This is a genomic window from Fructobacillus tropaeoli (genome assembly GCF_016860625.1).
In the GTDB taxonomy this organism is placed as follows: domain Bacteria; phylum Bacillota; class Bacilli; order Lactobacillales; family Lactobacillaceae; genus Fructobacillus; species Fructobacillus tropaeoli.
Map to the genome: position 1 here is coordinate 139,158 of NZ_BOJU01000001.1, position 18,883 is coordinate 158,040.

16 protein-coding genes are annotated in these 18,883 nt (G+C 44.8%); 1 reads left to right on the top strand and 15 read right to left on the bottom strand.

The window, feature by feature from the left end:
* Nucleotides 1-28: 28 nt before the first annotated feature.
* Nucleotides 29-904, bottom strand: coding sequence for an aldose 1-epimerase family protein (locus tag FT12353_RS00660; protein WP_047974458.1), 876 nt, complete (start codon nucleotides 902-904; stop codon nucleotides 29-31).
* Between the two features lie 75 nt (nucleotides 905-979).
* Entirely contained in the window at nucleotides 980-1,927 is a 948-nt protein-coding gene (gene xerC / locus FT12353_RS00665; RefSeq protein ID WP_059393391.1) for a tyrosine recombinase XerC, read from the bottom strand.
* Between the two features lie 139 nt (nucleotides 1,928-2,066).
* Here xerC and FT12353_RS00670 point away from each other — a divergent pair, with 139 nt between their 5' ends.
* Nucleotides 2,067-2,327 carry a hypothetical protein gene (locus FT12353_RS00670; protein ID WP_059393392.1) on the top strand — a complete coding sequence of 87 codons (261 nt, stop codon included), beginning with the start codon at nucleotides 2,067-2,069 and terminating at the stop codon, nucleotides 2,325-2,327.
* Between the two features lie 121 nt (nucleotides 2,328-2,448).
* Here FT12353_RS00670 and FT12353_RS00675 read toward each other — a convergent pair whose 3' ends face one another.
* From FT12353_RS00675 to glyQ, 13 genes are all read right to left on the bottom strand, one after another.
* Nucleotides 2,449-3,792, bottom strand: coding sequence for a PFL family protein (locus tag FT12353_RS00675; RefSeq protein ID WP_168778259.1), 1,344 nt, complete (start codon nucleotides 3,790-3,792; stop codon nucleotides 2,449-2,451).
* Between the two features lie 46 nt (nucleotides 3,793-3,838).
* Nucleotides 3,839-4,108 (bottom strand): ACT domain-containing protein, encoded by a 270-nt coding sequence (locus FT12353_RS00680; protein ID WP_047974462.1) that lies wholly within the window; start codon nucleotides 4,106-4,108, stop codon nucleotides 3,839-3,841.
* Nucleotides 4,109-4,172: 64 nt separating this feature from the next.
* Nucleotides 4,173-4,619 carry a nucleoside 2-deoxyribosyltransferase gene (locus tag FT12353_RS00685; RefSeq protein ID WP_059393394.1) on the bottom strand — a complete coding sequence of 149 codons (447 nt, stop codon included), beginning with the start codon at nucleotides 4,617-4,619 and terminating at the stop codon, nucleotides 4,173-4,175.
* A 134-nt stretch (nucleotides 4,620-4,753) separates the two neighbouring features.
* A complete protein-coding gene (locus FT12353_RS00690) occupies nucleotides 4,754-5,917 on the bottom strand; it encodes a hydroxymethylglutaryl-CoA synthase (RefSeq protein WP_203617070.1) in 1,164 nt (387 codons plus the stop codon).
* A 76-nt stretch (nucleotides 5,918-5,993) separates the two neighbouring features.
* Complete coding sequence (locus FT12353_RS00695; protein WP_047974465.1) at nucleotides 5,994-7,619, bottom strand: ABC-F family ATP-binding cassette domain-containing protein; 1,626 nt, start codon at nucleotides 7,617-7,619, stop codon at nucleotides 5,994-5,996.
* Nucleotides 7,620-7,714: 95 nt separating this feature from the next.
* On the bottom strand, nucleotides 7,715-8,110 hold the full coding sequence (locus FT12353_RS00700) for a hypothetical protein (RefSeq protein WP_059393396.1): 396 nt from the start codon (nucleotides 8,108-8,110) through the stop codon (nucleotides 7,715-7,717).
* Between the two features lie 95 nt (nucleotides 8,111-8,205).
* Entirely contained in the window at nucleotides 8,206-8,949 is a 744-nt protein-coding gene (locus FT12353_RS00705; protein ID WP_059393397.1) for an RsmE family RNA methyltransferase, read from the bottom strand.
* A gap of 20 nt (nucleotides 8,950-8,969) precedes the next feature.
* Entirely contained in the window at nucleotides 8,970-9,860 is an 891-nt protein-coding gene (prmA, locus tag FT12353_RS00710; RefSeq protein ID WP_059393398.1) for a 50S ribosomal protein L11 methyltransferase, read from the bottom strand.
* A 74-nt stretch (nucleotides 9,861-9,934) separates the two neighbouring features.
* Entirely contained in the window at nucleotides 9,935-11,083 is a 1,149-nt protein-coding gene (locus FT12353_RS00715; protein WP_083994352.1) for a zinc-binding alcohol dehydrogenase family protein, read from the bottom strand.
* 91 nt (nucleotides 11,084-11,174) lie between these two features.
* On the bottom strand, nucleotides 11,175-13,028 hold the full coding sequence (gene lepA / locus FT12353_RS00720) for a translation elongation factor 4 (RefSeq protein WP_059393399.1): 1,854 nt from the start codon (nucleotides 13,026-13,028) through the stop codon (nucleotides 11,175-11,177).
* Between the two features lie 186 nt (nucleotides 13,029-13,214).
* Nucleotides 13,215-15,590, bottom strand: coding sequence for a KxYKxGKxW signal peptide domain-containing protein (locus FT12353_RS00725; protein ID WP_203617074.1), 2,376 nt, complete (start codon nucleotides 15,588-15,590; stop codon nucleotides 13,215-13,217).
* A 255-nt stretch (nucleotides 15,591-15,845) separates the two neighbouring features.
* Complete coding sequence (gene glyS, locus FT12353_RS00730) at nucleotides 15,846-17,903, bottom strand: glycine--tRNA ligase subunit beta (protein WP_203617076.1); 2,058 nt, start codon at nucleotides 17,901-17,903, stop codon at nucleotides 15,846-15,848.
* A complete protein-coding gene (gene glyQ, locus FT12353_RS00735) occupies nucleotides 17,903-18,850 on the bottom strand; it encodes a glycine--tRNA ligase subunit alpha (RefSeq protein ID WP_059393402.1) in 948 nt (315 codons plus the stop codon). Before glyQ ends, glyS begins: the two co-directional genes overlap by 1 nt.
* Between the last annotated feature and the right edge of the window lie 33 nt (nucleotides 18,851-18,883).

Here is an 18,883-nt window from a genome sequence, read left to right on the forward strand (position 1 = left end):
TTTCATTGATTGATTTAAAATATTTTGCTTAAAAGAAATTCATCGAGTAGGAACCGTTAAAGGTATCACCCGCTGCAAGGACGTTCACACCAAACTTTTCCTTAAAGTTACCGGTGGCATCAACCGTATCGGCAATCCCCCACCAAGGTTCAACGGCAATAAACGGCGCATCCTTCCCGGCTGGTGTCCAAACACCAACAAACTGGGCATTATCAATCGTCATTTCCATGCCATGCTGGTTCGCTAGCCGAGCCAACAAGAAGGTTGTCTTCTGGCGATCGAGCTTCAAAATAATGGCATCATCATGATAGTCTTCTTGACGCAGACGCAATGGAATATTGGAAGAGAATGGCGTTGGCACATTTGGATTCGAATAAGGTCCAACCAAGCGAATTCGATCGTAAACCTTTTCGGGGGTCACAGACAAATAGTAATCCGAAAATTTACCACCATCAAGTGGGAGGTTAAAGGCCGGATGCCCTCCAACGGAGAAGAACAGTGAATCATGACTCGCTGGATTTTTAACCTCGTACTCAACTTTCAATGATGAACCATTCAGGGTAAAGATAACATCAAAAATAAAGGCGAACGGATAAATTCGCCGTGTCGATTCGGAATCCTCCAACCGCAAACGAACAGCGTCATCCTGCTCACTGACAATCAAAAAATCCATATTTCGAGCAAAACCATGCTGGTTCATATAATAAGTTTGACCAGCCAGTTCATACTGATCACCTTGAAGGCGACCAACAATAGGAAAAAGGTTAGGCGCATGCCGACCCCAATACATGGGATCCCCATACCAGATATACTCTAGTTCCGCTTCCTTATTCCACGCTGAAATCAGCTCCGCACCATGCTCGCTGATTTGTACCTTTAATTTGTCATTCTCCAGAATTATCATAACTTTATTTTACTATCTATTCTTAAGAATGACAATTTAATTGGCCCGCACTTTAAAAAAACTGTTGGATAAAAATCATCCCCCTCTTTTTGTGTGTCCTTCACCCGCTTTTTTGGCCCGTGGAAAGAAATTTTGATACGAATCCTGGAGCATCGCTTTCGAAACATGAGTATAGATTTGAGTCGTTGAAAGATTTGCGTGTCCCAATAGTTCCTGAACAGTCCGCATATCTGCTCCTCGGTTTAACAAAGCAGTCGCAAAGCTATGCCGTAGCATGTGCGGATGAATCTTACCCGTTAGGGTCGTTTTTTGCATCAACTGGTTGAGAATATAAGTCACACCGGCAGTAGTGATTGGGCCACCATTGGCATTTAAGAAGACGACATCTTTTTGATCTAAACGGTGACTTTTAGCCATTAACATCGGCCGGCAATTGTCTAAATAGTCTTCCAAGGCTTTCTTGGCATATGAACCAAAAGGCACAAAACGGTCCTTATTCCCTTTTCCGTGAATCAGCACCAGACGCTGATTTAAATCAATTTGGTCCAATGTCAGTCCCGCAAATTCAGAAACTCGGGTTCCTGTGGCGAATAAGAATTCCAACAAAGAGGCATCTCGGCGCCAGAGGGGATGGTCATTTTGGTCATAGGCAACCTGAAAGAGTTCCAGCATCTCATTATCATAAAAAAATTCCGGTAAATGTGCCTGGTGCTTCCGCAGCGCCACCCCATCAAAGGGATTATCAACGGCTAAATTCTCACTCACCAAATAAGCATAGAAATTTTTCAGACTCGAAACCTTACGGGCAATCGTTGTTCGCGCGAGCATTTGATCATAAAGACTGGCTAAGTAAACTCGAACATCTAAGCTTTTAATGCTGGTAAAGCCAGTGAAGCCCCCATTATCGGTCAAATAGTTCACAAATTCGTCAATATCGGTTCGATACGCTTTCACAGTTTGAAGCGAATAACCACGTTCTGCCCGCAAGTATTGTTGGTATTGTTGTACAGCATTGATTTCCATATTTCCATTATACAAAGACAAATATTAAGAAGAACTTAAGATAGTTAGGATTCCACTAACCTTGACCTATGTGACAGTAATTAGACGAATGGCATTGTATAGTAATACTAATTACAGAAACGATACGGAGGATTTCGTCATGAATCTACCAGTTAATTCGACCAGAAGTTATTTACGCCACATTTTTGGGTTGAAGCGGGTCAAGGTCAATGCCTTCTTCTTGAGCATCCGTGATAACATTTTAAATCACCGTGACCAACGAGAAGCATGGAAAAACGGGACGGCCTTCACACCAACCCATCATGAGGCCAAAGATTTACTCAATAAGCGGGTTGTTGCTGAAAACGACCGCTACTCTTATGGTCGACGCGCTCACCGTCAACACAATGATTTTAACTAATACGCATGAAAGGCCCACTGCAAAGTGGGCCTTTTTCTTATCATCATTTACCATGCCAAATATCAACGCCAACAAAAAATGAGCCCAAACCAAACCTGGTCGAGGACTCATTTTTTCTTTTTTAATTCTTAAAGGAATGAATTGGTGCAGGCACGTGCCCACCACGATTAATAAAATCAGCAGAAGACTTATCAACCACTGGCATCACTGGGGCAGTTCCCAACAAACCACCATAGTCGACCATGTCGCCAACCTTTGTACCATTCGTTGGCAAAATTCGCACAGCCGTCGTCTTATTGTTTTGCACACCAATCGCCGCTTCATCAGCAATCATTGCTGAAATGGTTGTCGCTGGTGTATCACCTGGGATGGCAATCATATCCAACCCAACAGAACAAACAGATGTCATCGCCTCTAACTTGGCCAATGACAACGTTCCGGCCTGGACGGCATCAATCATGCCTGCATCTTCTGAAACAGGGATAAAGGCACCTGACAAACCACCAACACCTTGTGAGGCCATCACGCCACCCTTTTTAACGGCATCGTTCAAGAGCATCAAAGCAGCAGTCGTTCCATGCGTCCCAACTTGTTCCAAACCGATTTCTTCCAAGACTTCGGCCACAGAATCACCACGAGCTGGTGTTGGTGCTAAGGACAAATCAACAATTCCAAACGGTACGCCAAGGCGTTCCGCTGCAATCGTTCCAACTAACTGACCAACACGGGTAATCTTGAAGGCCGTCTTCTTGATGGTTTCGGCAACCACCGTAATCGACTCACCCTTCACCTGTTCCAAGGCGCGCTTAACAACACCAGGGCCTGAAACACCGACGTTAATCACAACGTCTGGTTCTGAAACACCGTGGAAGGCGCCAGCCATAAAGGGATTATCTTCAACGGCATTGGCAAAGACCACCATCTTTGAATTTGCTGTATCAGACTTGTCCGTAATGGCCTTAATCGTTTCACCCATCAACTTGACAGCATCAAGGTTGATCCCAGCCTTTGATGAACCAACGTTAATGGATGACATCACAACGTCCGTTTCCGTCAAAGCATTTGGCAATGACTTAATCAACGCCAAATCACCATGTGAAAAGCCCTTTTGGACCAAAGCGGAATAACCACCAATAAAATCAACGCCAACTTCTTTGGCAGCATCATCTAAGGCATGCGCCAAAACAAGGATTTCCTTTTCATCGGCATTACCAGCAATCAAAGAAACCGGCGTGACCGAAATCCGCTTATTCGTAATGGGTACACCATATTCACGTTCAATTTGTTGACCAACCGCCACCAAGTTCTTGGCATAGGTTGTCACCTTTTGATAAACGTTCTTCGCCGTTTCTTCAACTGAACCACCAACAGTGTCCAGCAAAGAAATGCCCATCGTAATCGTCCGGATGTCAAAGTTATCTTCTTTGACCATCTGAATTGTTTCTCGAATTTGTGTTGTATCCATTATTTGCTTCTTTTCTTCGTCTTTGTTCGCACTAATTTTTTCAAAATTAGATGTGGGACATCGTATCAAAAATTTCTTCTCGTTGGACGTGTACAGTCACGCCTAAGCGAGCGCCTTCCTCTTTAACAGAGGCATAGACTTCATCAAAATCAGCAGCAGCATCGATTGCTACTAACATTGACATGGTAAAAGTCTTCGACATAATGGTCTGAGACATATCCAAAATGTTGACCCCATGTTCTGACAAGGTAGTGGCAATTCCTGCAACGATTCCTGTTTGGTCTTGGCCAACAACGGTGACAACTGCTTTAATCATGATTTTCTCCTCTAATTAATGGTTCAAAGCCTGCAATTTTTGTCAGGCTTGGCTTTGCTGATTTTTAGATGACCTCGCCATCATATGGCTTTGCTGGCAAAGCTTCTAAATCATACGAAGCGACATCTTCAATCTTGTCGAAGTATACCGTTAATGACATAGCAATCATTAAGTTCAACGTAATATCCGCTTCCTCTTTGATGACGACAACGGGAATTCCCTTGGCCTTCGCATAACCGATTTCCCAAGCAGTACCTGAATCGGTATCAGCCCGGTCAAAATCAGCCAACGCTACCATCACATCACAATTGTCGATGGCTTCAACATCAGACCCGTAGGCGGCGTGACGCCATGGCTCTGAAAAAAGTTCATACTCAGCATGCTGATGCTTTCGGGGTGAAAAAACATGACCAACTTGGTCGTGTTCTTCTAAGACCTTTTCGAGGCGCTCAGCCTTCTTAATCTGTGTTTCTGAAAAAAATGGTCCAGCCAAATAAATCCGCTTTGCCATGGGTAATTCTCCTTTACTTACCTGTTTACCTATTCTCTTAGTTTACCAAAAGCAAGTTGCAACGGGATAACATTCTAAATTAAAAATAGGACAAAAATAGAACGTTTAGCACGCTTTGTCTCAAATGTTTGTCTTTAGCTCATCTTGTATTGACGGTGACCATTTTGCCAACCAACAAATTGGCACAAGCCCGCGTTCTCAGGACCCGCCGTCGTCACATCAACTCGATAGTCAAACAACTGCGAATTGAAGACGTCCTCGTACTCACTGACTGAAAGCTGACGACGGTCGGCCAACATGCCATCAACATCCTGGCTAGCAATAGCAGACTGGAAGTTTTCTTGGACCTTTAGTGAAAAGAGCTCGGCCTCCGCACCTGAACCATATGAAAAGACAGCCAACCGTTGACCAGCAGCGATTTGTCCCCTCTGCAATAGGGAAAGTAGTGCGAGATAGACTGACCCCGTGTAGAGGTTTCCAACCTGACGGTTATAAACCTGTGAGGCCGCCAGTTGTTCTTGGAGGAATTGCTGCTGCTCAGGCGTGGCTTGGTCCAAGATTTGATCCAACGCCTTCTTGCCCATCTTTGTGTATGGCAGATGGAAGGCAAAACCAGCAAAGTCGGCCAATGACAACTTTTGCTGTTCTGTATACCGAGTCCAAAGTGTCAAAAACATTTCCTTGTAAATATCCGTTGACAGATGGCCATCGACCAAGGCAGTTGTGGAAGCCACTGGTCGCCAAAAATCAGGAACGTCCTGGCTCATATAGACGGAATCATCTTCGATTTCAGCAATGGCCGGATTAGCGCTCACCACCATCGCAATCGCACCGGCTCCTTGTGTGACCTCTCCAGCTGTCTTCAACCCATAGCGAGCGATATCAGCCGCAATCACCAGAACTTTTTTGTCAGGGTGAACGTTCACGTAGTCCTTAGCTTGCATCAGACCAAAGGTTCCGGCATAACAAGCCTGCTTCATTTCAATTGTCCGAATATAAGGCGATAGGCCCAACAACTTCTGCGCAAAAACGGCTGCTGATTTGGAATTATCAACCCCGGACTCGGTAGCAAAAATCAGCATATCAATCGCCGCAATATCATCAGCGGTCAAGATTTTCTTGGCGGCATTAACCCCCATCGTCACCACGTCTTCATAGTTCGGCACGACAGATTGAACCGACTGGCCAATCCCAATCGTATACTTGTCAGGTTCATCGCCTCTGGCTTTTGCTAATTCGACCATATCAAGTGCTAGTCCTGGCGTGTAGAAAGCTAATTTATCAATACCTGCAGCCATTAAAAAATCTCCTTTTTACTTAAGCAAAAAAGCGCTCGAAAGCGCTCCTTGATAGTTCTCACCATCAGCTCATGAATTAATCGTACAAAGCCTTCACCTTGGCTTGAATACTGTCCGTGTTAATAAAGTCATCATAAGTGGTATCCAAACGGTCAACCACGCCCTTGGCTGAAACTTCAACGATATGATTTGCCGTTGTTTCCAAGAATTCGTGGTCATGAGAAGTCATGATAACAGAACCCTTAAAGTCTGCAACTGCATCGTTCAATGACTGAATTGATTCCAAATCCAAGTGGTTTGTTGGATCGTCAAGCAACAAAACGTTAGCCTTCAACAGCATCAACTTAGCCAAAACGATTCGAACCTTTTCACCACCGGACAAAACCTTAATCTGCTTCAAGGCGTCATCACCCTTGAAGAGCATTTGACCGAGCATACCACGCAATGACGTGTTGTCCTTCTGTTCTTCTTCGGCAAAATCACGCAACCAATCCAAGATGACCTTTTCCTGGTCATCGAAGTTATCGTTCAAATCCTTAGCCAAGTATGATTGGGTGGTCGTGACCCCCCAAGTGACAGAACCAGTATCGGGTTCCATCGTACCGGCCAGGATTTGCATCAACGTGGTCGTTGCCAAATCAGACCGGGACAAGATGGCAATCTTATCGCCAGGACGGCCAGTAAAGGTAATGTTGTCCAAAACCTTTTCGCCATCAATCGTCTTGGAAACTCCTTCAACGCGAACTAAGTCATTTCCTAATTCACGGTTCAATGGGAAGGAAATGTAAGGGTACTTACGAGATGAAGGCTTGATATCATCCAAAGTAATCTTATCCAACTGCTTCTTACGAGCCGTTGCCTGCTTTGACTTTGAGGCATTGGCTGAGAACCTTGCCACGAATTCTTGCAGCTGCTTAATTTGCTCTTCCTTCTTAGCATTTTGCTGTGAGGCCAAGCGTTGGGCCAATTCAGCTGATTCACGCCAGAAATCGTAGTTTCCAACGAACGGCGTAATCTTACCGTAGTCGACATCCAAGATATTCGTTGAAACAACGTTCAAGAAGTGACGATCGTGCGAAACAACAATCACGAGGTTTTCAAAGTCGGCCAAAAAGTCTTCCAACCAAGCAATCGTTTGCACATCCAATCCGTTAGTCGGCTCATCCAAAACCAAGATATCTGGGTTGCCAAACAAAGCCTGAGCCAACAAGACCTTCACCTTATCGTTTTCAGTCAAGTCGCCCATCATGCTTTGTTGCATTGATTCGTCGATGCCCAACTTAGTCAGCAGTTGTGCTGCTTCAGTTTCGGCGTTCCAACCGTCTAACTCTTCGAATTCGGCAGATAAGTCGCCCACGCGTACCCCGTCTTCATCTGAAAAATCAGGCTTGGCATAGATGGCATCCATTTCGGTCTTAACCTGGTAGAGGCGTTCGTGTCCCTGGATAACCGTATCCATCACCGTAAAGTCATCAAAGGCGAAGTGATCCTGTTGTAGAGATGACATTCGGTCGTTATCGCTAATGCTGATGACACCCTCAGTCGGTTCCAATTCCCCCTGAAGCAATTTCAAAAAGGTTGACTTACCGGCACCATTGGCTCCGATAATGCCGTACGTATGGCCGGGGACCAACTTTAAGTTAACGTCCTGGTAAAGTTTCTTACCAGAAAATGAAAATGACATGTCTGCAACAGTAATCACGAATGCTTCCTCCAAGGGGGTAAAAAGTAAAAAATTATTCTCTTAGTATTTTAACAGAAAAACGCCCCCTTTTGGGGGGCGCTTTCTTCGATTATTTAAAGATCTTCATAACCGCCATCAATTGGCAATAAATCTTCATCAGGGTCAGACCGCGTATCAGACCAAAAAGTAAAAATCGTCAAAACCAGGTACAAACCGGCCAAATAATAACCATATTCAGTATCAACCCAGTCAAAGTACCAGGTAGTCACCACGCCAAAAAGCAGTGGCTGCACAAAAATCCAGTAAAAACGCAGACCGTGCTTGCGAATTTGAGCGCCAAAGTACAAAGCAAAGCCCCCATTTAAGACAAAGCAGAGCCAAAAGACCAGATTAATATCTGACCAGTCAAATTTGTCGGCCACAAATGGCAACAAGACTGCCACGAAAATCATGACCAATAAGTTATAAAACCAAGCTGAGTGGTGTAATTTATTTAAAAAATTACGCATGTAAAAACCTCATTCACAGTGAAATTGTTATAACAAATTATAGGCTGTTTAGCCGATGAGGGCAAGGTTTTTGACAACCCCGGCTCATTTTTCTGTTATTTTTCTAATTCTAATAATGTCGATAAAGCGGCTAATGTATATAGCGGCGCCGTTTCCGCCCGCAAGATTCGTGGGCCCAAACCGCCTGGACGATAGCCGGCCTCTTGCAAGGTATTAATCTCTTCTTCGGTCAAACCACCCTCTGGGCCAAAGACAGCCACAAAGTGTTGGCCGGGCTGGCTGGCCTGCGCTAAATCAACCAAAGCCGCCTTTTCGCCCTGCTTGGCAGATTCTTCCCAAGCGACCAATCCCTGATCCTTTTCCAGTGCCAAAACTTCAGCAAAATCAGCAAAGCGAATTTCCGGCACTTTCAGGCGGTGGGATTGTTCGGCAGCACCAACCGCTTTGGCTCGCAGTCGCTCTAATTGCTTTGCTTCCTGTTTTTCATTCCAGGAAACGACCGACCGTTCCATCGGCACGAAAAGTAAACGACTCGCACCCAATTCGGTTGCCTTCTCAGCCAACCATTCGTTACGGTCTTTTTTAATCGGTGAAACAACCAGCGTAACCTCGACAGGCAATTCAACCTGCTGGTCAATGTCGGCCAGCACCGTAATGGTGGCCTGGTCTTGGCTGATTTCTTCGACTTGGCCAAGCACCAAACGCGATTGACCATCAAAAAATTCCGCTTTCGTCCCAACCTTGGCGCGTAAAACCTTCACCAGGTGCTTAAAAGCTGGCATATCAGCAGTCAAGACGATGTGATTTTGAATGGGTTCTTCTAAAAAGTAACGTTGCATCGATTTCTCTTCCTAAAAAATCAGTCGTTGATTAAGTCATCTGCCTTTTTGGTAATAAAGGCATGCCAGGTTCCTTGGTTTAAGTGCTGGACGATGGTTAGTCCGTGGCTTTCCAAGGCCTCTTCAATCGCGGGTTCCACATCATCATAAATTCCTGAAACCAAGAAGTAACCGTCAGCCGTCAGCATCGGTACTACTTGAGGAATCAGCGGCGTAATCACATCAGCCAAAATGTTCGCCATGATTAAATCAGACTGATTCCACTCTTGTGGCACATCCTGCATCAAATCCGACGCAATCACGGTGACATCACTAGCAACAGGGTTCAATGCCAAATTAGCTTGAGCCGTCGCCACTGCCTCTTCGTCAATATCGGTCGCCAATACCGAACCAACACCCAGATGTTTGGCAGCGACTGCTAAAACACCCGATCCAGTCCCAACGTCAATCGTTTTTTCTCCGCCACGAACAACGGCTTCCAAAGCTTGAATCATCAACGAAGTGGTTGGATGAGTACCAGTACCAAAAGCCTGGTCGGGATCCATCACGATTAATTTTTCCTGGTCCTGAACTTTTTGATAGTCTTCCCAAGCAGGCACCACCGTAAACTGATTGGTCACGCGACTGGCATGGTAGTAGTTCTTCCATTCGTTTTCAAAGGTTGATGAATCCAATCGTTCCTGTGAAATTGGCTGGCTATTAATCGCCAGCCCTCGCTCGGCGAGGGCCGTTAAACCAGCAATGTAGGTCGCAATCTGATTTTCAAAACCTTCTTGATTAACATCCTGGTAAATAGTGACCGTGTCTATCCCCTGCTCGGCACCTTCTGCCCCGAGCGCTACCAAGGTCGCAATCACTACATCCTGATTTTCAGCCGGTACCTGCCAGACAACCTTTTGATACGTAATCATCTTTTTCCTCGTTTATTATTCCTGCAACGACTCAAATAAAAACGAGGACCGCTTGGTCCCCGTCCCAAATCGTGTTAATTATTAGCATCTGCCATTGTTACTTCAACTGGTGCTACATTATTAGCAACCGTCTGTTCAACCTTATTATTGGCCTCTTCTTCGGCCATATAATCGATAACAACTTTCCCCATCGTATGGTGGCTAGTAACATCCTGGTTAGCATGACGCACGTTTTCAACTGATAATCCCTGGTAGACCTTGGTAACGGTTGGGCGAATGACCCCCTGGTCCAAAAGGCTAGCAACATCACGCAAAATTTGGCCTTGCTCAGCAAGGTTAAAGTTTTCATTGCCGCGTGCCAACATAAAGGTCCAAGAAAACGAAGCAGCTTTACTCTTTAAATCACCTAAATCAACTGGTAATGTCGTTTCAACAATCGCTGCAATTTCACCATAGGGCTTAATGACCGCCGCCATCAAATCCCAATAAGCCGTCGTATCCTGCAAGTTGGCAATATAGTCAACTTGAGGGAAATGAATCGCTGCCAACTGTTTTTGCAAGTCTTCATGATAATCAAGGACAAAATCAGCCCCTAACTCTCGGACCCAATTTTTGGATTCGGTCGTTCCCGCCGTGGCAATCACTGTCAATCCAAGATACTTGGCCATCTGAACCAAGACCGAACCAACACCACCAGCACCATTGATAATGAGTACTGATTTTCCCTGGGCACTATTCTGCGCCACCGGCAAATGAAAACCATGGTGCAAAACATCGTGAGCCGTGATGGATGTCAAGGGCATGGCTGCCGCATCGACATTATCCAAATTCTTTGGTGCCAACGCAATCATGTCGGCCTCAATCACTTGAAACTCGGTATCGGCACCAAAGGCGTGTTGCTTACCAGCATAAAAGACGCGGTCGCCAACAGAAAAGTCAGTCACGTCCTTACCGACCTCTTCAATCACACCAACAACATCAAGCCCAAAAACGCGAAAAACACCGTCCTGGCGATAACCAGCCCGCATCTTCGTGTCGACAGGGTTAACCGCCGTTGCCAAAATCCGAACCAAAACCTCACGGTCGTCCGGCGTTGGTTTGCGCACTTGCCGTTCAACAAAAGCATCTGCTGCTTCTAAAGACCCATTATGAGTAATACCAATTGCAATCATTTTAGGTTGAAAGTAGTTGGTTACTTTTTGAAATACAGTTTTTAAAGACATTCAGCTACGCTCTCCTTCGAATCGCTTGTACCGTCATTTTAAACTGGATTTCTGATTTTTTCAAACAAGACCACTCAGAAGGTACCAGAAATTAATTACCGCGGGCATACTTTTCATCATCGTCCGTCTGCAAAACAGCCATGAATGCCTCTTGAGGAACAGTAACCGTTCCCACAGCTTTCATCCGGGCCTTACCACGCTTTTGCTTATCCAAAAGCTTGGCTCGACGATCAGGATCACCCGTATGAATCTTTGAGGTAACATCCTTGCGGTAAGCCTTAATGTTTGTTCGGGCCAAAATCTTGTTTCCAATTGCGGCTTGGACTGGAATTTCAAAGTTTTGTCGTGGAATGATTTCCTTCAATTTCGAAGTAATCACGCGACCACGTTCTGCCGCAAAATCACGGTGAACAATAAAGGACAAGGCATCGACCTTTTCTGAATTCAAAAGAATATCAATCTTGACCAAATCAGCTGGGCGATAGCCATCGATTTCATAATCCAAGGAAGCATAGCCACGCGTGGATGATTTCAGCTTATCAAAGAAATTAAAGATAATTTCAGACAATGGCAAGTAATACTTAACGTTGACCCGGTTTTCATCCAGGTACTCCATCGTATCGAATTCCCCACGCTTGCGTTGGGCTAGTTCCATCACCGCCCCAACATATTCGTTTGGCACCATGATATTGCCATGAATAAATGGTTCTTCAATCATTTTGATTTGTTGACTTTCGGGTAATTCAGATGGGTTTTCAATCATCAAGACTTCACCGTCAACCGTTGTCACCCGGTAGGTAACGGATGGTGCCGTTGTCACCAAGTCCAAATCAAACTCACGTTCCAATCGTTCTTGGATAACGTCCATGTGCAAGAGACCAAGGAAACCAACTCGGTACCCAAAGCCCAAGGCTTGGGACGTTTCGGGTTCAAAAGTCAACGCAGCATCGTTTAACTGCAACTTTTCCAACGCCTCTCGTAAATCACCGTACTTGGCATTATCCGAAGGATATAATCCCGAATAAACCATGGGTGTCATTGGCTGATAACCAGGGAGTGGCTCATCAGCCGGATTGTCGACCAACGTCACCGTATCTCCTGAATGCGTGGTCTGAATGTCCTTAATGGATGCCGTCAAATAGCCAACATCACCAGCCATCAAGTAATCACGCTTTTGAGCATTTGGTGACATGACACCGACTTCCGTCACTTCGTATTCCGCCCCAGTGTTCATCATCTTCACTCGATCACCAGGCTTGACAACCCCTTCACGAACTCGCAAATTGACCACAACGCCACGATAAGCATCGTACTGTGAGTCAAAAATCAAAGCCCGTAATGGCGCTTCAAGGTCACCATCCGGTGCTGGAAAATCAGAAACAATCCGTTCCAAGAGTTCAGGAATGCCGATTCCCTGCTTAGCCGAAACTAAAACGGCATCAGAGGCATCGAGACCAATCACATCTTCAATTTCGCCCTTGACCTTTTCTGGGTCAGCAGCAGGCAAATCGATTTTATTGATAACCGGTAAAATCTCAAGATCGTTATCAATCGCCAAATAAACGTTCGCTAATGTTTGAGCTTCCACTCCCTGGGCCGCATCGACCACTAAGATGGCCCCTTCCGCCGCCGCCAAAGACCGTGAAACTTCATAAGAGAAGTCCACGTGCCCCGGTGTATCAATCAAATGAAAGATATAAGTTTCGCCATCATTGGCCTTGTAATGAACCTCGACCGCATTTAACTTGATGGTAATCCCGCGCTCCCGTTCCAAATCCATGGTATCCAGCAGCTGGTTTTGCATATCACGTTCGGCCACCGTTTGGGTTTGTTCCAAAATTCGGTCAGCAATCGTCGACTTTCCGTGGTCGATATGGGCCACAATGGAAAAGTTTCGAATACGCTTTTGCCGTTCTTTTAATTCTTCTAAAGTAAAATCTGCCATGAATATCCTGCTTTTTTAGAGTCTGTACTTACCATTCATTTTACAGGAAAACCCTGATGAAACAAAGAGTTATTCTGGTTTTAGCCCATTCGAACAGATTCCGCAATCATATTTTTGCTACAGAATATAAAAGGAAGGCCCGCAAAATCGCCGTGTGCCTCCCTTTTGTATTATGATTCTGTAATATTACTTTTGGCGTCGCTTCCGAGAGGCCAACAGGAAGAATCCTGAAATAGCGGCGATAACACCGCCCGCTAATTCTTGATCAAACAGTTCGACACGAGTTGTAGCAGTACGAGGTAATACAACATCACCACTATCAGCATCTGTTCTCGAACCATACTGATTTGCAGTCACCGCTGGAGTCACCAAATTTTGCGGACCATTGGCAACGCTTCGTCCAGTCAAAACAGTGCTACCACTACTCTCATTTGTTGAATTGCTACTTGTTGGTATCGTACTAGTACTCGTCGAACCACTTTGTGCAGACTGATCACTCGTTGACGCAGATTCACTACCATTGTTGGTTGTACTTTCACTCGTGGAATTGCTATTCGCTGGTGTCGTACTAGTTGTAGCGGAACCGCTTTGTGCTGAGTGGTTACTCGTTGATGTTACCGAACTACTATTGTTTGTAGCACTTTCACTCGTAGAATTGTCATTCGTTGGTGTTGTGCTGGTTGTAGTTGAACCACTTTGTGCTGAGTGATCACTCGTCGATACAGATTCACTACCATTGTTTGTAGCACTTTCGCTCGTGGAATTGCTATTCGTTGGTGTCGTACTGGTTGTAGTTGAACCACTTTGTGCTGAGTGATCACTCGTTGACGCAGATTCACTGCCATTGTTGGTTGTACTTTCACTCGTGGAATTGCTATTCGTTGGTGTCGTACTGGTCGTAGTTGAACCACTTTGTGCTGAGTGATCATTCGTTGACGCAGATTCACTGCCATTGTTGGTTGTACTTTCACTCGTGGAATTGCTATTCGTTGGTGTCGTACTGGTTGTAGTTGAACCGCTTTGTGCTGAATGATCACTCGTTGATGCTGCCGAACTACTATTGTTTGTAGCACTCTCGCTAGTAGAATTGCTATTCGTTGGTGTCGTGCTGGTTGTAGTTGAACCGCTTTGTGCTGAGTGATTACTCGTTGATGTTGCCGAACTACTATTGTTTGTAGCACTCTCGCTAGTAGAATTGCTATTTGTTGGTGTTGTGCTGGTTGTAGCGGAACCACTTTGTGCTGAGTGATCACTCGTCGATACAGATTCACTACCATGGTTAGTGGCACTTTCACTCGTAGAATTGGTATTCGTTGGTGTCGTACTGGTTGTAGTTGAACCGCTTTGTGCTGAATGATCACTCGTTGATGTTGCCGAACTACTATTGTTTGTAGCGCTCTCGCTAGTAGAATTGCTATTCGTTGGTGTTGTGCTCGTGCTACTTGGCTCAACAGCCAATGCAGCATCTAAGGCTGGCTGTACCTGGTTACTAATGTTAAGATAGTCATCCGCAGAAAAGACTTGATTAATCTTTTGCTTATAGGTAACACCAACATTTTTAATGGCATCCACCTTGACCTGAACTTCGGCAGGGCTAAGCGCCGTATTAGCACTAACTTTAGCCAAATACGTTTGAACCTGTTGATCAATAGTGACGTCCTCGATATATTTATATTCCAATTGGATTGGCAATATAAAAGATTGGTCATATAGTTTATCAAACATCTGTTTTAAATCGTTGGCATAATCTTGAACAATTTTCTTTGCATTATCAATACCGTTCGTAGTTGCAGTAATCATGTCTGCTTTTGCATTACTGTCAAAAACATTACTATCATTCGTCACTTCAGACCACATTTTGAACGACAAATCCATAGACTGATCAAGCAGTGTTTGTAATTGATTATACGGTTCATCTGGTGTTGCTCCCGTCACTGCTTTTTTGACATCATCATAAAAAGGCATTGTACTCACAACCTGGTCAACACCAGAACGATTTTGTGCTCCATCAATTAAGTAGCACAAATAATTGAATTCAACTTCGAGAAACATAGTGCGTAAACGTTGGGCACTCGAGTATTGGGAGGCAAAATCAGGTAATGAATTCTCATAATTATTAATTGCACTCCTGATATTATTTTCTGCTGTTTGCTTATATACCGATAAACCCTGTAAGTTAGCAACCGCACTGGCGTAAGCAGCATTAGCATCCCCAACTGAATCAGCAGCGTTCACCTTTGCCGTTTGCGCATTAATTTCATTAATGATGACAGCCTGCTGAACAGCAGTTGAATAATCGCCAACACCTCTCGCCTGACTATATTCTTGCTGCTTTAGTGTCTGCAATTTTTGTAACAAATCAGTTTTAGTGGATGCCAATGAATTCTGATTCGAAACGTCGTCAGCTACCGCTGTCAGTGGTGATAGTAAACCACTGCCGTGGCTCAAATCATTGTTCGATACTCCTCCAAAAATCGCAAAACTGGTAATGGCTGAAAAAAGCCAAAATTTACCACTTTTAAACATTTTGATGTGTTGCTTTTCATTAACCATACTCTTCATAGCGACTCCCTCGTAAAGTAAATTGTATCTTTGTAATTAATATTACAATATATGGCGCATCATAGCAATGATGCAGAAATATAATTAATCAATTAGAAAAAATAACGAGGTTTCTGTGCTTAAATATTTTAATTGCTATGATTACTAATTTTTTCACTAAAACTAATCTTAAAATAAACTTCATCTTTTACAATCAAATAAAAAGGAACCCCATTAGGGTTCCTTTTTATTTGTAAAGTAAACTTATAAGTTTACTTATTTAATCACAATTTGTTCAATATCACCCAGACCAGCAATCAACTTGTCCAAGGCATTCAACTGGGCATAACGGTTGTTCTTAATTGCCTTTTTCTTATCGTTAACCAATGTGTTTTCAAAGTAAGCAGCGATTGGTTCTTGCAATGTAGCCAACGCTTGATACAATGCTTCCGCACCCTGATTTTCCAATTCAGCCAAGTTCAAATCCTTGCTTACTTCGTACAAAGCCTTTTCTTGGTCGTTCTCAAGCAAGTCAGGCTTAACGGCAGCCTCAATTCGTTCCTTACTTGCCAAGCGACTTACCCGAGACAAGGCTTCCATCACATCGCGGAAGTTAGCATCCTTTGCGTGCTTTGCCAAGACCTCTGTTCGATCAGCCACGTAAACCAAATCACCAGTGACCACGTTGGCCGTTCCAGCAGAAACAATGTCCGAACGAACGCCGGCATCGGCGGCCTGCTTCTTGACACGGTCCGTCAAGAAGGTAATGACCTGTGCCAAATCAGCATCGGCTACGTCCTTGTTTTGGTCCTTGAAGTTGGTCAAGACGGACAAAAGATCTAAGTGCCAATCATGCGCTTCAAGTGTCCGCACCACCCCAGTTGCTGCTCGACGCAAACCATAAGGGTCGTTGGCACCAGATGGAATCAAATCGGCCGCAAAGAAGGTCACGATAGAATCGAGCTTATCGGCAACGGCTAATACCGCTCCAATTTTTGAATCAGCGACTTCACCAGTAGCTGAAGTTGGCAAATAATGCTCCAAAATCGCATGGGCAACAACATCATTTTCACCAAAGAGCTTGGCGTAATGTTCACCCATCACACCCTGCAATTCGTCAAATTCGCCGACCATGCCAGTCATCAAATCGAACTTATAAATTTCAGTAGCCCGGTTCAAATCAGACAACTCTTCGTACGACAGCCCCAGCGCCTGGCCTAATTGGCCAGCCAAAGCCCGTACGCGAACCATGTGTTCGTAGACAGTACCAATCTTCTCATGGAAGACCAGCTTCTTCACGCGGTCCATGTAATCGTCAATCGACTTTTGTTGGTCTTCTTGGTAGAAGAAGACGGCGTCTTCCAAACGAGCAACCAAGACCTTTTCGTTTCCGGCCACAACGTTAGCCAAGTTTTCTTCGTTTCCATTGCGGACAGAAAGAAAGTGTGGCAACAAGTCACCCTGATCATCCGTCACAAAGAAGAAGCGTTGATGGTCACGCATCGAGGTTACCAAGACTTCCTTTGGCAAATCCAAGTACTTTTGGTCAAAGTTACCGGCAAAGGCCGTTGGCCATTCAACGATGTTGTTAACTTCTTCCAAAAGGTCTTGTGCCTGATCAGTCGTCAAATCCAAGTGCCAGTTTTGGTCCTGGGCAATCTTTTCCAACTGTGCTTGAATGGTTGCCTTACGCTTAGCTGCATCAGCCATAACAAAGGCATCTTGCAACGTCTGCTCGTAATCAGTGGCACTCGCAATCGTCACGTTTTCCGTTGATAGGAAACGGTGACCACGAGTTGTTTGACCTGTTTGAACGTCCAAAACAGAAAAATCAACTACATCCTGGTCCAAAAGAGCCACTAACCAGCGGATTGGACGGATGTAAGAGAAGCTATGGTTACCCCACTTCATATAAGTTGAGAAGGTCATTTTTTCAACAACCTCAGCGCCCAACTTTGCCAAAATTTCAGCAGCTGGCACACCAGCAATTTCAGTTTTGGCCCACAAGTAGCCGTCTTTTTCAATCAAGGCTTCTGGTGTGGTCTTCTGTCCACGAGCAAATCCTTGAGCAGCCTTTGACCAGTCACCGTTTTCGTCCTTAGCACGATCAACGGCTGGTCCACGCTTCTCTTCTTCAACAGCCTTTGAACCGGCTGCCAAACCAGTCAATTCAACAGCCAAACGCCGTGGCGTTGAGAATGGCTTCATTGCTTCATAATCGAGTCGGTGTTCGTCTAAGAAATCAGAAACTCGGTCGACCAGCTGCTTTTCAGAGCTCGTTACCAAGTGGGCTGGCATTTCTTCCAAACCAATTTCTAAAATAAAATCTGCCATTAGTCCTGATCCTCCTTCTTGGCGTACTTTCCCTTAGCGCCCAAGTACTTTTCACGTAATGCCTCATCCTTCAACAATGGGAAGCCAAGCTTAGCTCGTTCTTCGATAAAGACCTTTGAAACCTTTCGAGCCATTGTCCGAATTCGGTGCAAATAACCAGCTCGTTCCGTAACGGAAACCGTTCCCCGCGCATCCAACAGGTTAAAGGTATGAGAAGACTTCAAAATATAGTCATAGGCTGGGTGAACCAAGCCTAATTCCAAATTATGCTGTGCTTCCTTTTCATAATCATCAAAGTGTTGGAGCAACATTTCCTGATTTGACTCCTCAAAGGCATACTTTGAGTGTTCGTATTCTGGCTCTTTGAAAATATCACCATACAAAACGCCGTGACCCCATTCCAAATCATAAACCGTTGGCACGTCTTGAATGTAAGAAGCTAATCGTTCCAAACCATAGGTGATTTCAGCAGTAACAGAATCAACTTCGATTCCACCAACCTGTTGGAAATAAGTGAACTGAGTCACTTCCATCCCATCCAACCAAACTTCCCAACCAATTCCGGCAGCACCCATCGAAGGGTTTTCCCAGTTATCTTCAACGAAACGAATGTCGTGTTCCAAGGGCTTAATGCCCAAGGCTTCCAAAGAAGCGAGGTATAATTCCTGAATGTTATCAGGTGAAGGCTTCATTACCACCTGGAATTGGTGGTGTTGGAACAGACGGTTAGGGTTGTCACCATAGCGACCATCGGCTGGTCGCCGTGAAGGCTGAACATAGGCTGCTCGCCAAGGTTCTGGACCGTTAGCGCGCAGGAAGGTGTAAGGACTTTGAGTTCCTGCCCCAACCTCGTTGTCATAAGCCTGCATCAAGTTGGCACCCTTTTCGGCCCAAAACTCTTGCAGTGTCAAAATAATGTCTTGTACTGATAATTTTTCACTGGACATAAGTCTTTCCTTTATTCTTTCATCATTAAAATT

Coding starts and splice junctions, on each gene's coding strand:
- FT12353_RS00690 (WP_203617070.1), bottom strand. CDS start 5,917: ATGGCTGCAGGTATTGATAAATTAGCTTTCTACACGCCAGGACTAGCA.
- FT12353_RS00725 (WP_203617074.1), bottom strand. CDS start 15,590: ATGAAGAGTATGGTTAATGAAAAGCAACACATCAAAATGTTTAAAAGT.
- xerC (WP_059393391.1), bottom strand. CDS start 1,927: ATGGAAATCAATGCTGTACAACAATACCAACAATACTTGCGGGCAGAA.
- FT12353_RS00680 (WP_047974462.1), bottom strand. CDS start 4,108: ATGATTAAAGCAGTTGTCACCGTTGTTGGCCAAGACCAAACAGGAATC.
- FT12353_RS00660 (WP_047974458.1), bottom strand. CDS start 904: ATGATAATTCTGGAGAATGACAAATTAAAGGTACAAATCAGCGAGCAT.
- FT12353_RS00685 (WP_059393394.1), bottom strand. CDS start 4,619: ATGGCAAAGCGGATTTATTTGGCTGGACCATTTTTTTCAGAAACACAG.
- lepA (WP_059393399.1), bottom strand. CDS start 13,028: ATGGCAGATTTTACTTTAGAAGAATTAAAAGAACGGCAAAAGCGTATT.
- glyQ (WP_059393402.1), bottom strand. CDS start 18,850: ATGTCCAGTGAAAAATTATCAGTACAAGACATTATTTTGACACTGCAA.
- FT12353_RS00670 (WP_059393392.1), top strand. CDS start 2,067: ATGAATCTACCAGTTAATTCGACCAGAAGTTATTTACGCCACATTTTT.
- prmA (WP_059393398.1), bottom strand. CDS start 9,860: ATGATTACGTATCAAAAGGTTGTCTGGCAGGTACCGGCTGAAAATCAG.
- FT12353_RS00675 (WP_168778259.1), bottom strand. CDS start 3,792: ATGGATACAACACAAATTCGAGAAACAATTCAGATGGTCAAAGAAGAT.
- FT12353_RS00700 (WP_059393396.1), bottom strand. CDS start 8,110: ATGCGTAATTTTTTAAATAAATTACACCACTCAGCTTGGTTTTATAAC.
- FT12353_RS00705 (WP_059393397.1), bottom strand. CDS start 8,949: ATGCAACGTTACTTTTTAGAAGAACCCATTCAAAATCACATCGTCTTG.
- FT12353_RS00715 (WP_083994352.1), bottom strand. CDS start 11,083: ATGTCTTTAAAAACTGTATTTCAAAAAGTAACCAACTACTTTCAACCT.
- glyS (WP_203617076.1), bottom strand. CDS start 17,903: ATGGCAGATTTTATTTTAGAAATTGGTTTGGAAGAAATGCCAGCCCAC.